This is a genomic window from Buttiauxella sp. B2 (genome assembly GCF_006376615.1).
In the GTDB taxonomy this organism is placed as follows: Bacteria; Pseudomonadota; Gammaproteobacteria; order Enterobacterales; family Enterobacteriaceae; genus Buttiauxella.
Genome location: NZ_VEXQ01000003.1, coordinates 112,461 through 126,703, shown reverse-complemented (window position 1 = coordinate 126,703; position 14,243 = coordinate 112,461). Strand labels below are relative to the sequence as shown.

Below are 14,243 nucleotides of genomic sequence, written 5' to 3'. Positions count from 1 at the left end.
AGACTCTCCTTTCTATTTCTTGTTCTTGCTTACACGTTTGCGCCGCACCGTCTTTTTCGGGGTGGTATCAATCAGTTTAGCCGCTGGTGCTTCGGGCTGACTTATCGGAAACACCGGCAATGCACCCAATAAACGCGGACCATAATTTTTGGTCAACAGGCGGCGGTCGTAAATCACCACCTCACCATAACAGCCGTGACTACGAATTAAACGTCCAACTTGTTGAATAAGATTAAATGAAGCGCTCGGTAAACTCTGTACTTCAAAAGGATAGCGTTTCAGGGTTTTTAACCATTCACCTTCAGTGAGCACGACCGGGCTGTCGATAGGCGGGAAGGCTATTTTATGGATATGCACCTGGCTGAGTAAGTCGCCCTTTAAATCCAGGCCCTCCGCAAAGGACTGCAAACCAACCAGCACGCTGGTTTCACCTTGTTCTACGCGTTTGCGGTGCAACTCCACCAGCCGGTAACGTGGCATATCGCCTTGTACTAATAATGTCAGCCGCAGATCGGTGACATGCGTCAGGAACACTTGCATCGCGCGGTTGCTGGCAAATAACACCAGCATGCCTTTATGCTCACCTTTTGCGAGCTCAGCGCGGAAAAACGCTGCCATTTCAGCCAAATGCTGGGCTTCGTTTGCCATCGTCGGCTCTACCGTCAACTGCGGGATCACCAATTTGCCTTGCTCGACATGATTAAACGGCGAATCCAGGGCGATAAAACGATCACCCGCTTTTTCGCTCAGGCCGCTCATCTCTTGCAAACGATCGAACTTGTTGAGCGATCGCAACGTCGCGGAAGTGATTATCACATGCGGTACGTTGCGCCAGACCAGCTTTTCGAGTTGATCGCTGACGCGGATCCCTACGCAATGGAAGTACAAATGTTGCTGCCCTTCGCGGATATCACGTGTCACCCATTTTGAAACCGGCGCACCCGATGCCTGTTCCATCGCCGAAAGCCGCCACAGTTTGCTCTGCGTTTCGAAGTAGCCCAATGCGCGGTTCATGTGTAATAACGAGCGATGCAAACGCACAATATCGTGCGTACCGGTTTTTTCGCCCAGGTCGTTAAGCAAGGCTTCTGCAAGGCCGCGCAACCCTTCCATTAGTTTCGCCAGCCGTTTGCAAATCACCATGATTTCTTCAGGCAAAACACCCATTTCAAAGCGATGCTCAGCTTCTTGTTCACCAGGCAACCACAACGACACGATGCCGCTAAACGAGCTCAGCAGTTCATGGATCTCATCGCAATGATTGGTCAAGCGTTCGGGCGACGTCAACGGTGGTGGGCTTTTCGGGCGGAACTGCGCCATGCAGGTTTCCACCAGTTTGGTGAATAAATCGAACTGCAAACGGCTGTAGCCAGGCGTGACTTCGGCACTCATTTCCAGCGCATCGCGTGCGACATCCGGCAAATGGTGGCCTTCGTCTAAAATCAGCAGCAGGTTTTTCGCTTCAGGCAGAACCGCGTCACTTTCCATGGCGGCCATCACTAGCGCGTGATTCGCGACCACGACTTCGGCATCGTCAATTTCACGGCGCGCCACAAAGAACGGGCATTCGCGATACCAATGGCAATTACGCCCAAGGCAGCTGGCTTTGTCAGTACTCAGGCGGCGCCACAGATCATCTTCAATGTTTTGCGAAGTATGATCGCGTAGGCCGTCCCATTTGTAAGCATCAAGGTCCGTTTTCAGTTTTACACAGCGCTGTTGCTCGTCTTTGCTGGCAGGAGCAAGTTCATCTTCCAGAAAAGCCAGCAGATCGCCCTGCGCCAGATTATCCGTTGCCAAAGCAGCAAGATTGCGCGGACAGACATAGCGCCCACGGCCAAAGGCTGCTGTGAATTTCAGGTCGGGGATAATTTTGCGTAGCAGCGGCAAATCTTTGCTAAATATTTGATCCTGAAGAGCAACGTTGGCTGTGCTGACCACCAGTGTTTTTTGCTCGCCTCGCGCAATAGCGATGCCGGGAATCAGGTAAGAAAGTGTTTTACCCACGCCAGTTGGAGCCTCAATCGCCAGATGACGACCTTCCTCACCCGCGAGCGTTTTCGCCACTTCGGCAATCATTTGCCGTTGCGGTGGACGCGGAATAAAGTCCGGGATCTGTTGCTGTAACGCCTTATACCAGGCGGCGATTTGCGCTTTTTGCGCGGAGGACAAGGCCATGGAAACCACTTTTACTGTATAAACAGCCACTATTGTCCCACTTTTTGCGGCGGGGCTGTATTGTTTTTTCTGCGCCAGTCTCACCGGTTGCCTTGACTCATGACAAGGCGGCGGATAGCGAACCTTCTCTATAATCGAGCCTGTTTATCCTCCACTGGTATCAAAAATGGATTATCAACTCAATTTAGACTGGCCTGAGTTTATGGCGAAATACTGGCAGAAAAAGCCAGTCGTGTTAAAAAATGCGTTCCCTGATTTTGTCGATCCGATTACCCCGGATGAATTAGCCGGTCTTGCTATGGAAGCAGAAGTGGATAGCCGACTGGTCAGCCATATCAACGGTCAATGGCAGGCGGCCAACGGGCCTTTTGAACATTTTGACGATCTGGGTGAAACCAACTGGTCACTGCTGGCACAGGCCGTTAACCACTGGCATGCACCGTCTGCTGAATTGGTACGTCCTTTCCGCGTGTTACCTGACTGGCGTTTAGACGATTTGATGATCTCTTTCTCCGTACCTGGTGGTGGTGTCGGCCCGCATATCGATCAATATGATGTGTTTATCATTCAGGGAATGGGCAGCCGTCGCTGGCGCGTGGGTGACAAACTGCCAATGCGTCAGTTCTGCCCGCATCCTGCATTGCTGCACGTTGATCCCTTCACGCCAATCATTGATGAAGACCTTGAACCGGGCGACATTCTCTATATTCCGCCAGGTTTCCCGCATGATGGCTTCACTCATGAAACGGCCCTCAACTATTCCGTTGGTTTCCGTGGGCCAAATGGCCGTGATTTGATCAGCAGCTTTGCTGACTACGCGCTGGAAAACGATTTAGGTGGCGAGCATTACAGCGATCCTGATTTAACCTGCCGCGAGCATCCGGGCAAAGTTGAAGGCTACGAGCTTAATCGCCTGCGTGACATGATGATGGACGTTATCAATCAGCCGGAAGATTTCAAACACTGGTTTGGCCGTTTCGTCACCACGCCTCGCCACGAACTGGACGTTGCGCCAGCCGAACCGCCATACCAGCAAGATGAAATCGTCGATGCGTTACTCGGTGGTGAAAGCCTGACTCGCTTGAGTGGTCTGCGCGTACTGAACGTTGACGGTGAGTTTTTCGTGAATAGCGAACCGATGGAAGCACCCGTTCCTGCGGCAGCTGATGCACTGTGCCGTTACACCACGTTGAGCCAGACAGAACTGGGTGATGCGTTGCAGAACCCGGAATTTGTGAATGTTCTGACTGAGCTTGTGAATCAAGGCTACTGGTACTTCGAAGATTAAGCATTTGTTGCTAATAATTACACAGAGTCCATACCACTGACTACAGTTATACGGGGGCTTCCCGGGTCGACTGTGGGGATAACATGGCGCTTTATACGATTGGTGAAGTGGCTTTGCTTTGTGATATCAACCCCGTAACGTTGCGTGCCTGGCAACGGCGTTACGGGTTATTAAAGCCGCAGCGTACCGATGGCGGTCACCGCTTATTTGACGATGCCGATATCGATCGTATCCGCGAAATCAAACACTGGATTGAAAACGGCGTTCAGGTCAGTAAGGTGAAAGCCTTATTGAGCGGTGAGCTTCAGGATGTAGAAAGCGGTTGGCGTGAACGCCAGGAGCTATTACTTCACCATTTGCAAAGCGGTAGCCCCCATCGCTTACGCGCCTGGATTGCTGATATTGGCCGTGATTATCCTGCTGAAATCCTCGTTCACCAGCTTTACAGCCCTCTACGCCGCCGTCTGCAATGCCAACAAGTGACTCTCAATACACTACTGAGCCTTTTAGATGGTGCACTGATTGGTTACATCGCGCTTTGTCTCGCCTCGGCACGTAAACGCAGTGGTAAAGACGCCTTACTAGTAGGCTGGGACACGCCGGATACTACGCGGTTGTGGATGGTAGCGTGGATGGCAATTCAACAAGGTTGGCGCGTAGACGTGCTGGCACATCCACTGCATCAATTGCGCCCAGAATTATTCGCTCAACAAACATTATTAGTGTGGTGTGGTGATTCACCGACCACCAACCAGCTCGACCAACTCGAGTTATGGCGTTGCTCCGGGATGCAAATTTTCCCCCTGATGAGTAACGGCCATTCATCCACTCACGCGTAAAGTAAACTTAATAGTTCATTAACAACCCCGCTTCATCTTATAATCGCCCCTGTAATTTATGGAGCGAATATGAAACTGACTAAAATTGCCTTAGTAAGCGGTATGCTGGTAATGGCTATCGGCGGGATTGGCGGCGTGATGCTGGTAGGTTATATCGTTATCCTTCATGGCGCGTGATGTAACGTAGCAGACGTTCAAACAGGCGGTCGACAACAATGGCGGCCAGCGCGACTAACAATGCGCCCTGAATGACATAGGCGGTGTTAAAGCCGCTCAGCCCGATGATTATTGGCGAGCCCAATGTGCTGGCACCCACGGTTGAAGCAATTGCCGCGGTCCCGATGTTAATAATCACCGAGGTGCGGATCCCCGCCAGAATCACGGGCGCTGCCAGCGGTAACTCCACTTTACGCAGCATCTGCCAGCGGCTCATCCCAGCCCCCACCGCAATCTCTTTCGTCGCTTCCGGCACTGTCCCCATTCCAGCCAGTGTTCCCTGTAAAATCGGTAGCAAACCATATAGCACCAGCGCAATAATCGCGGGTTTCTCGCCAAATCCCATCACTGGCACAGCAATCGCCAGCACTGCTACAGGAGGAAATGTCTGCCCTGCGGCGGTAATCGTTTCAACCAGCGAGCGGAACTCGAACCCCGCCGGGCGCGTCACGGCGACTCCCAGCCCAACGCCCACCACGATTGCCACTACGCTAGAAATCCCCACCAGCATGAAATGTTTTATCGCCAGCGCCATAAAACTGTCTTGCTGATACAACGGTCTTTCCAGTTCCGGAAACAACCAGCTAAATAGCGCGCTGCTGTATGGCAGAACGACCAGTAACGCGACAAACAACGCAATCAGCCACAGCAAAGGGTCACGAAGCAGACGCATCTTCACCTCGCAGCTCTTCACCGCGAACTAAATCGCTAAAATGTAATACGCCGCAGGGCTCACCTTGCCGATTAACCACCGGCAACTGCTGGCACTGGCGGTAAACAAACAGCGATAATGCCTCGCGCAATGTAATAGCTTCGCTAATCGCCTCGCCATCTAACCGCTCATCTGTTCGCACACGGTCGGCAACCAGGCGTTGTGACAACAGCCGCACGCCCAGTTCGCTGCGACCAAAGAAATCACGTACAAAATCCGTCGCAGGACGGGTTAATAATTCCAGCGGCGTCCCTTGCTGAATCACCTGCCCGTTATCCATCAGCACAATTCTGTCGGCAAGCGTCAGCGCCTCGTCAATATCGTGAGTCACCAGCACGATGGTGCGCCCTAACAGTTGATGAATACGGATAATTTCTTGCTGGAGCGCCCCGCGCGTGACCGGATCCAACGCGCCAAACGGCTCATCCATTAATAAGACTTCCGGGTCAGCCGCCAGCGCGCGTGCCACGCCGACACGTTGCTGCTGCCCACCAGAAAGTTGATGGGGATAGCGGTCACGAAATTGCGCTGCTTCAAGGCCAAGTAAATCCAGCAATTCATCAATACGCGCAGTGATTCGTGCTTTCGGCCATTTCAGCAGTTGTGGCACAGTGGCAATGTTTTGCGCCACGCTCCAGTGAGGAAACAAGCCGATGGACTGAATTGCATATCCCATTCTGCGGCGCAGCGTTTTAGCGTCAAAGTTGCGGATTTCTTCCCCGGCAAAACGAATGCGTCCTGTGTCGTGTTCCACAAGACGGTTAATCATTTTCAGTGTGGTGGATTTCCCAGAGCCAGAAGTCCCAATCAGCACCGTAAATTCCCCTTCCTTAATGTTCAGAGACAAATCGCTGACTGCCGCCTCGCCCTGGAAGTACTTGCTGACATTTTCAAATTCGATCATGGCTGTTTTTCCTCAAGTAATGAGATAAACAGTTTAAAAAACGCATCCAGAATAACCGCCAGAGCGATAACCGGGATCACGCCAAGCAACACTAAATCCAGCGCACTACTGAGCAATCCCTGGAAGATAATCGCCCCGAAACCACCGGCACCAATCAGCGCTGCGATAACCGTCATACCTATTGTTTGAACACAGACTACTCGCAGACTACGCAATAAAACCGGTAGTGCTAGCGGTACCTCGGCCTGCCAGAAGATCTGCCAGCGCGACATACCCATCCCTTCGGCACATTCAATGATGTTGCGCGGAACATGCTGCAAGCCTGCAACTACGCCACGCACCAAGGGTAAAAGCGCGTACAGCACCAGCGCGATTAACGCCGGCGCCACGCCAATTCCGCTCACGCCAACAGAACCTAACCACGGTACTAATTTTACCAGTCCTGCCAAAGGCGCAATCAGCAGGCCAAACAGCGCCACGGAAGGTACGGTCTGTATCACATTGAGTACTGAAAACACTGAAGATTGCCAGGCTTGTCGTGTATAGCAAAACACGCCCAGCGGCACGCCAATCAACAAGGCGGGCAACAAAGTACCGAGCAGTAAAGCCAGGTGCCGAGTCAGTGCATCGTCAAAAACATCCTGGCGATTGGCGTACTCTTTTAACAGCGACAGATCGGCAAAATAGCCGCTCCACAACAGCGCTAGCGGCACAATCCAAATCTGTAAATTCAGCAGTAGACGCCGCAGCACTTTGGGTGTCAGCCTGTTGATTGCATCAGCGCACAGTAGCAAACACAGCGTTAGCGATAGCCACAATCCGCTACCGGGTGAAGTACGCGCAAGCGTGCTGCCCTGTTGGGCAAATTGCGATGCGGTATGCCCCATCACCACCAGAATGATGATAAAGAGCAACTCACCCACCAGTAGCGTAAGTAACAACGCAAGCGGCCTGCAAGGCACAAAGATGAGACTTGCCAGAATGAGAACCGGAAGGGAGAGAATCAGCCAGGCATACGCGGGGAGATAGCTAAGCGCAAAAGACTCTCCGGAAACCAGGCGGTTGGGTGCAAAGTTGATAAACGGTAATGCAGCGCCCGCTACCACCAGCAATATCACCAGTAGTAGCAGGACGCGATTATGAATTATGAGCAAACACACATCCTCGTTACTTCACAAAACCTTTCTGTTTCAAATAATCTGCAGCTACTTTTTTAGCGTCCAGCCCTTCCACCGCAATACTCGCATTAAGCTGTTGCAGCGTTTTTTCATCAAGAGACGCAAACACCGGTTTCAACCAGTCACCCATTTCTGGATAGGCTTTCAGCACGCTTTCACGAACGACAGGCGTTGGAGCGTAAATCGGTTGTACGCCTTTTGGATCGCTCAATGTTTGCAAGCCAAGTGCCGCGACTGGACCATCGGTGCCGTAAGCCATTGCGGCGTTCACACCCGAGGTTTGTTGAGCGGCGGCTTTAATGGTCACAGCAGTATCACCACCGGCCAGCGACAACAATTGCGGTTGTTCGAGTTTAAAACCATAGGCTTTTTCAAAGGCAGGCAGCGCATCGGAGCGTTCGATAAATTCAGCAGAGGCAGCCAGTTTGAATTCACCACCTTTTTTCAGATAAGCGCTAAGGTCATCAAGCGAGGCAAGTTTGTTTTTTTCGGCCAGATCTTTTCGTACTGCAATAGTCCAGGTGTTGTTCGCCGGAGCGGGCGTTAACCACACCAGGTGATTTTTTTCGGCATCGAGTTTTTTAACTTTCTCATAGCCAAGTTGCGCATTTTTCCATGCAGCATCGTTTTCATCTTTGAAGAAAAATGCCCCGTTGCCAGTGTATTCCGGGTAAATATCCAGCTCACCTGCGGTTATCGCCCCACGCACCACCGGAGTGGTGCCTAACTGCACTTTATTGACTGTTTTGACACCGTGGCTGTCCAGCACCTGCAAAATGATATTGCCTAGCAGGGATCCTTCGGTATCAATTTTAGACCCGACTTTTACCGGTTCCGCGGCCTGTGCTCCTGCTGCCAACAACACTAATCCCGCCATGCTCCAACGCGCTGATAAGTTCATCGTGCTTCCTCGCTGTTTTTCTTTGCTTAAAAATCATGGAGTCGCAAAAGTTTAGTCGAGATTTGAAAGGTTGTTGGAACGAAGCGGTCAGAATAAGAAAAGAGCCGATAAACCGGCTCTTTTCTTGGCAGAGTGACAAGAAAATTACTTAAGTTCAAACTCGCCATGTTTCACGCGGGCTGAATCAAGTCCGATAAACACATCGAACTTACCAGGCTCTGCAACGTGCTTCATCTGCGCGTTCCAGAACTTGAGTGCTTCAACGTCAATCGGGAAGCTCACGGTCTGTGTTTCACCAGGTTTGAGCATTACTTTCTTAAAGCCTTTCAGCTCTTTAACCGGGCGGCTCATCGATGCAGTAACATCATGCAAATACATCTGCACAACGGTTTCGCCTGCACGGTCACCGGTGTTTGTCACCTCAACCGACGCTTCGACTTTGCCATCAGCCTTCATTGTCGGCGCAGACATTTTCACGTCAGAGACGGTGAACGTGGTGTAGCTCAGGCCGTAACCGAACGGGAACAGCGGACCGTTGGCTTCATCAAAGTAGCGAGAAGTATATTTGTTTGGTTTTTCCGGATTGTACGGACGGCCAGTGTTTAAGTGGCTGTAGTACGTTGGGATCTGCCCGACAGAACGCGGGAAGGACATCGGTAATTTGCCTGATGGGTTGTAGTCACCAAACAAGATATCAGCAACGGCGTTGCCACCTTCGGTACCGCTATACCAGGCTTCCAGCAGCGCATCTGCTTGTTGATTTTCTTTGACCAGCGCCAGTGGGCGACCGTTCATCAACACCAATACCAATGGTTTGCCAGTGGCTTTCAGTGCGGCAATTAAGTCACGTTGGCTTTGCGGCAGAACAATATCGGTACGGCTGGAGGCTTCATGCGCCATACCCTGCGCTTCACCCACCACAGCCACAACAACATCAGCAGATTTCGCCGTATTTACCGCTTCGTCGATCATCGCTTGAGCAGAACGAGTATCAACCTGAACGGCTGGTTCGTACTGGTTCAGGAAAGCCACAATGTCTTTCTCGTCGGTGACATTCGCGCCTTTCGCTACCACGATTTTCGCGCTATCACCTACGGTATTTTTAATCCCCTGCAACACGGTGATGGTTTGGTCGGCAACCCCTGCGGCAGACCAGCTTCCCATCATGTCGCGTTTGCTATCAGCCAGTGGGCCAACCACCGCAATAGTGCCGGATTTTTTCAGCGGCAATGTTTGCAGACGGTTTTTCAGCAACACCATGCTTTCGCGCGCAACGATGCGAGCGTCATTGCGATGCAAACGGCTTTCAGCGTTGGTATCTTCCGGGTCGGATTCTTTCGGCCCTAAGTGGCTATACGGGTCATTAAATAGCCCCATATCGTATTTCACGTTCAGAACATGACGTGTGGCGTCATCAAGTTCAGCCATAGGTACGGCACCGCTTTTCACCAACTCTGGCAAGTATTTGCTGTAGTACTCATCGCTCATACTCATGTTGATACCGGAGTTCAGTGCGACACGCACCGCATCTTTCGGATCGCTCGCCACACCGTGTTTAATCAGCTCTTTGATGGCACCGTGGTCAGAAATGGTGATGCCTTTAAATTTCCACTCATCGCGCAGCAAATCTTTCAGCAGCCAGCTATCAGAAGACGCCGGGGTTCCGTTGAGGGAGTTCAGCGCTACCATCACGCCACCGCTGCCAGCATCCAGAGCGGCTTTATATGGCGGCATATAGTCGTTGAACAAACGCTGGGTACTCATATCTACCGTGTTGTATTCCTTGCCCCCTTCCACTGCACCATAGGCGGCAAAGTGTTTCACACTGGTCATCACCGAGTAGCGGTCTGCCGGGCTTTTGCCCTGCATCGCTTCAACCATAGTGCGCCCCATAATTGAGGTCAGATATGTATCTTCACCAAAACCTTCAGAGACACGGCCCCAGCGCGGATCGCGTGACACATCAACCATTGGTGCCCACGTCATGTTCAGGCCATCGTCTGCAGCTTCATAGGCAGAAATGCGGCCAACCGTTTTCACAGCATCCAGATTAAAGGACGAGGCTAAACCAAGGCTGATTGGGAACACAGTGCGTTGGCCGTGAACCACATCATAAGCAAAGAATAATGGGATTTTCAGGCGGTTAAGTTCCATCACCTGGTCTTGCATGGTACGGATATCGTGGCGGGTAACAGTATTGAAGATAGCCCCGACTTGCCCGTCTTTTATCATCTCGCGAATGGCTTCTTTCGGGTTATCCGGCCCGACGCTGATCAACCGTAACTGGCCGATTTTTTCATCGGTGGTCATTTTTTTCAGTAAATCAGTGACGAATGCATCACGCGCCTCTGGCGTTAATGGGTGCGGGCCGAACATTTCGTTAGCCAGCGCGGGTTGCAACGCAAGACTAACTGCGATACTTACAGAACAGAGCCATTTCATCGACATTACTCTTTTGCTCAGGCCGCCACTAAGGGCCGCACGAAGTGATAAGACGTGCAGTGTGCCACAAGGTTAAAGCAGTAAGAAGAGTAGCTCTGAGGTTAAATGCTGATTTTTAGACCATTTCAGAGTAATGATTATAGTTTTGCGAACTATGCTTGAGAGCGAGTTTATATTTTGTCATGCCACAAGGAGTGGATTAATGTCTGACCCTACCGATACTCAAAAACAAACATTTATTAATGAGCTGAATCGCCTGATTGGCAGCCAGCATGTTTTAACTGATTCAGCCAAAACTGCTCGTTATCGCAAAGGTTTCCGCTCCGGCCAGGGTGAGGCACTTGCGGTAGTTTTCCCCGGCACACTGCTTGAGTTATGGCGTGTGCTGAGCGTGTGCGTCAGCACCGATAAAATTATTCTGATGCAGGCCGCCAACACAGGTCTGACAGAAGGGTCGACGCCAAATGGCAACGATTACGATCGTGAAATTGTGATTATCAGTACCTTGCGACTGGATAAATTGCAGCTGCTGGATGGGGGTAAGCAGGTTCTGGCATTCCCTGGCAGCACGCTGTATCAACTGGAGAAAGCCCTTAAACCGTTAGGCCGTGAGCCGCATTCGGTGATTGGTTCTTCATGTATTGGTGCATCAGTGATTGGCGGGATTTGCAATAACTCGGGCGGTTCGCTGGTTAAACGTGGACCGGCCTACACCGAAATGGCGCTGTATGCCCGAATTGACGAGCAAGGCAAATTAACGCTGGTGAACCATCTGGGCATCGACCTTGGCGTGACGCCTGAACAAATCCTCGGCAAGCTCGATGATGAGCGGGTGAAGCCCGAAAATGTGCTGCACGACCAGCGCCAGGCATCCGATAAAGATTATGCCGAACGCGTGCGCGATGTAGACGCTGATACCCCATCACGCTTCAACGCTGACCCAAACCGTCTTTTTGAAGCCTCTGGTTGTGCCGGGAAACTGGCGGTATTCGCCGTACGCCTTGATACCTTTGTGGCAGAAAAGCAAAACGAAGTGTTTTATATCGGCACCAATAAACCCGAAGTGCTGACCGAGATCCGCCGCCACATTCTGGCTAATTTTGAAAACCTGCCGGTGGCAGGCGAATACATGCACCGTGATATCTACGATATTGCCCAAGTGTATGGCAAAGATACCTTCATGATGATTGACAAGCTCGGCACCGACAAAATGCCGCTGTTCTTCACCCTGAAAGGCCGCACCGATGCTTGGTTTGAAAAAGTCCCGTTCATTAAACCTCACTTCACCGACCGTGTATTGCAACGCCTGAGCGGCTGGTGCCCGAGCCATTTACCACCGCGCATGAAAGAGTGGCGTGGCAAGTACGAGCATCATCTCTTACTGAAGATGTCCGGTGAAGGTATCGCCGAAGCGCGAGACTGGCTGGAGAGCTATTTCCAGCAGGCCGAAGGCGGCTTTTTCGTCTGTGCGCCAACCGAAGGGGCAAAAGCATTTTTACATCGTTTTGCGGCCGCTGGTGCCGCCGTGCGTTATCACGCCGTTCATGCCAATGAAGTGGAAGATATTCTGGCGCTCGATATCGCCCTGCGCCGTAACGATCAGGATTGGTTTGAAAAGCTACCGCCTGAGATAAGCAATCAGATAAGCCACAGCCTCTATTACGGCCACTTTATGTGCCATGTTTTCCATCAGGATTACATCGTGAAAAAAGGGGTTGATGTACATGCGCTGAAAGAACAGATGCTCGAATTGCTCCGTTCTCGCGGTGCGCAATATCCGGCTGAACATAACGTCGGACATTTATACGAGGCGCCCGCTAGCTTAAAACAGTTTTATAAGGAAAATGACCCCACGAACAGTATGAATCCAGGGATCGGTAAGACTACTAAGCATAAATGGTGGGAAGAGAAGGCTTGTAGCCATACACATCACCAAGATCCTCATTAACTTATGCTGTCAACCACCAGAACAGGGGCTGTTTTTCGCTGATTTTTCGTACTAGATTAAAATACCGCAAGGTGGTGTGACCTCATGCCACTTTGATTTTTTGCGTACAGGAGCAATAAATGTCAGTGCTGGAAACATTGCCGTTTGCACGGTTACAAGTTCGTGACGCAACGCCCGACGATATCCCGGCCATCACCGCCATTTATGAATGGCACGTACGACATGGTCGTGGCTCTTTTGAAGAAACGCCCCCCACCATTTCCCAAATGGATGAACGCCTGCAATCCGTACTTAAGCAAGAACTCCCCTGGCTCGTCGCCCTGCATAGCGGAATTGTGGTGGGTTATTGCTATGCGACCGTCTATCGCCCTCGTCCGGCATATCGATTTACGATTGAGGATTCAGTTTATATCGACGCCAGCATGACCGGACAAGGCGTGGGCCGTGAGCTGTTAAGCCATCTTATTGACCGTTGTGAGCAAGGGCCGTGGCGGCAAATGGTGGCAATTATTGGCGACGGTGAAAACAACACGGGTTCATGCCGTCTGCACAGACAGTTGGGCTTTGAAGTCGTTGGGCAGTTACGCAGCGTGGGATTTAAGCTTGGTGGCTGGAGAGATACTTTGATTATGCAGCGCCCGCTCAATGATGGAGACAGGACGCTGCCCTAATTTCATGCCGATGACTGATTAATCGTCGAGCGCATTCCCTTGTGTACTGTTGCTCGCCATCTGCGCGGCTTTTTGTTTTTTATAAGCCAGCGCGGATTCAGGAACGGGTGTCACCTTGCCGCTTTCCATCCAGTTGCGTAGGCGGTTAGCATCTGCAAAGTGGGTGTATTTCCCAAATGCATCCAACACCACCAGCGCCACCGGACGATTATTAATCATGGTGCGCATCACCAGGCAATGCCCTGCGTTGTTGGTAAAACCGGTTTTGGTCAGCTGAATATTCCATTTATCGTTGTAAACCAAATGGTTGGTATTACGGAACGGTAGGGTATATGCCGGATTGGTGAACGTTGCCATATCTTCTTTGGTGGTGCTCAACTGGCCCAGCAACGGATACTGCTTTGAAGCAATCAGTAGTTTGGACAAGTCACGCGCCGTAGAAACGTTTTGAATCGACAGTCCTGTCGGCTCGACATAGCGCGTTTGCGTCATGCCCAGTGATTTCGCTTTCGCATTCATAGCACGAATAAACGCGTTATAACCGCCAGGATAATGATGGGCAAGGCTTGCCGCTGCACGGTTTTCCGACGACATTAATGCCAGTAACATCATGTCCTTACGGTTGATTTTGCTGTTCAAACGCACGCGGGAATAAATGCCTTTCATTTCTGGCGTTTGGCTGATGTCGACGCTCAGCATTTCATCCATCGGTAATTTCGCATCCAGCACTACCATCGCGGTCATCAATTTGGTTATCGAGGCAATTGGGCGCACTAAATCCGGATGGCTGGAATATAAAATCTTATTGGTTTGCAGATCGACGATCATGGCGCTGCCGGAGGCGATTTCCTGGCTGGCACTGACGTGTTGTGCGGTGGCTTTATTCGCAGCCTGAGAAGCGAATGGTACAGCAATCATCAGCGCAAGGCTGAGCAACGATAGACGGATTTTTGTCGGCATGGTGAC

12 protein-coding genes are annotated in these 14,243 nt (G+C 51.3%); 5 read left to right on the top strand and 7 right to left on the bottom strand.

The genetic code is table 11. From position 1 onward, the window contains the following. Positions 1-12: 12 nt before the first annotated feature. Complete coding sequence (gene dinG / locus FH968_RS05570) at positions 13-2,178, bottom strand: ATP-dependent DNA helicase DinG (protein ID WP_139878345.1); 2,166 nt, start codon at positions 2,176-2,178, stop codon at positions 13-15. 166 nt (positions 2,179-2,344) lie between these two features. On the opposite strand from dinG, the gene FH968_RS05565 reads away from it, so the two are divergent. The 3 genes from FH968_RS05565 (at position 2,345) to FH968_RS23835 (ending at position 4,482) form a co-directional block, all read left to right on the top strand. Beyond that, complete coding sequence (locus FH968_RS05565) at positions 2,345-3,466, top strand: cupin domain-containing protein (protein WP_139878155.1); 1,122 nt, start codon at positions 2,345-2,347, stop codon at positions 3,464-3,466. 83 nt (positions 3,467-3,549) lie between these two features. Then, the gene (locus FH968_RS05560; protein WP_139878154.1) at positions 3,550-4,305 is read left to right on the top strand and encodes a MerR family transcriptional regulator; all 756 of its coding nucleotides are present in this window, start codon (positions 3,550-3,552) and stop codon (positions 4,303-4,305) included. 69 nt (positions 4,306-4,374) lie between these two features. Then, positions 4,375-4,482, top strand: a complete 108-nt coding sequence (locus tag FH968_RS23835; RefSeq protein WP_223271289.1) for a hypothetical protein — start codon at positions 4,375-4,377, stop codon at positions 4,480-4,482. On the opposite strand, the gene FH968_RS05555 is transcribed toward FH968_RS23835, so the two are convergent. The 5 genes from FH968_RS05555 to bglX form a co-directional block, all read right to left on the bottom strand. Further along, the gene (locus tag FH968_RS05555) at positions 4,463-5,194 is read right to left on the bottom strand and encodes an ABC transporter permease (protein WP_139878153.1); all 732 of its coding nucleotides are present in this window, start codon (positions 5,192-5,194) and stop codon (positions 4,463-4,465) included. The genes FH968_RS23835 and FH968_RS05555 overlap by 20 nt on opposite strands. Then, positions 5,178-6,137 (bottom strand): ABC transporter ATP-binding protein, encoded by a 960-nt coding sequence (locus tag FH968_RS05550; RefSeq protein ID WP_139878152.1) that lies wholly within the window; start codon positions 6,135-6,137, stop codon positions 5,178-5,180. Before FH968_RS05550 ends, FH968_RS05555 begins: the two co-directional genes overlap by 17 nt. Beyond that, positions 6,134-7,291: an ABC transporter permease gene (locus tag FH968_RS05545; protein WP_139878151.1), complete on the bottom strand. Its 1,158-nt coding sequence runs from the start codon at positions 7,289-7,291 to the stop codon at positions 6,134-6,136. Before FH968_RS05545 ends, FH968_RS05550 begins: the two co-directional genes overlap by 4 nt. 13 nt (positions 7,292-7,304) lie before the next feature. Beyond that, positions 7,305-8,216, bottom strand: coding sequence for an ABC transporter substrate-binding protein (locus FH968_RS05540; RefSeq protein ID WP_139878150.1), 912 nt, complete (start codon positions 8,214-8,216; stop codon positions 7,305-7,307). Between the two features lie 144 nt (positions 8,217-8,360). Then, on the bottom strand, positions 8,361-10,658 hold the full coding sequence (gene bglX, locus FH968_RS05535) for a beta-glucosidase BglX (protein WP_139878149.1): 2,298 nt from the start codon (positions 10,656-10,658) through the stop codon (positions 8,361-8,363). A 202-nt stretch (positions 10,659-10,860) separates the two neighbouring features. On the opposite strand from bglX, the gene dld reads away from it, so the two are divergent. Both dld and FH968_RS05525 read left to right on the top strand, forming a co-directional pair. Next, a complete protein-coding gene (gene dld / locus FH968_RS05530; protein ID WP_139878148.1) occupies positions 10,861-12,606 on the top strand; it encodes a D-lactate dehydrogenase in 1,746 nt (581 codons plus the stop codon). Between the two features lie 119 nt (positions 12,607-12,725). Further along, positions 12,726-13,277 carry a GNAT family N-acetyltransferase gene (locus FH968_RS05525; RefSeq protein WP_139878147.1) on the top strand — a complete coding sequence of 184 codons (552 nt, stop codon included), beginning with the start codon at positions 12,726-12,728 and terminating at the stop codon, positions 13,275-13,277. 18 nt (positions 13,278-13,295) lie between these two features. Here the strand turns inward: FH968_RS05525 and pbpG are convergent, their stop codons facing one another. Then, positions 13,296-14,237, bottom strand: a complete 942-nt coding sequence (pbpG, locus tag FH968_RS05520; protein WP_139878146.1) for a D-alanyl-D-alanine endopeptidase — start codon at positions 14,235-14,237, stop codon at positions 13,296-13,298. Between the last annotated feature and the right edge of the window lie 6 nt (positions 14,238-14,243).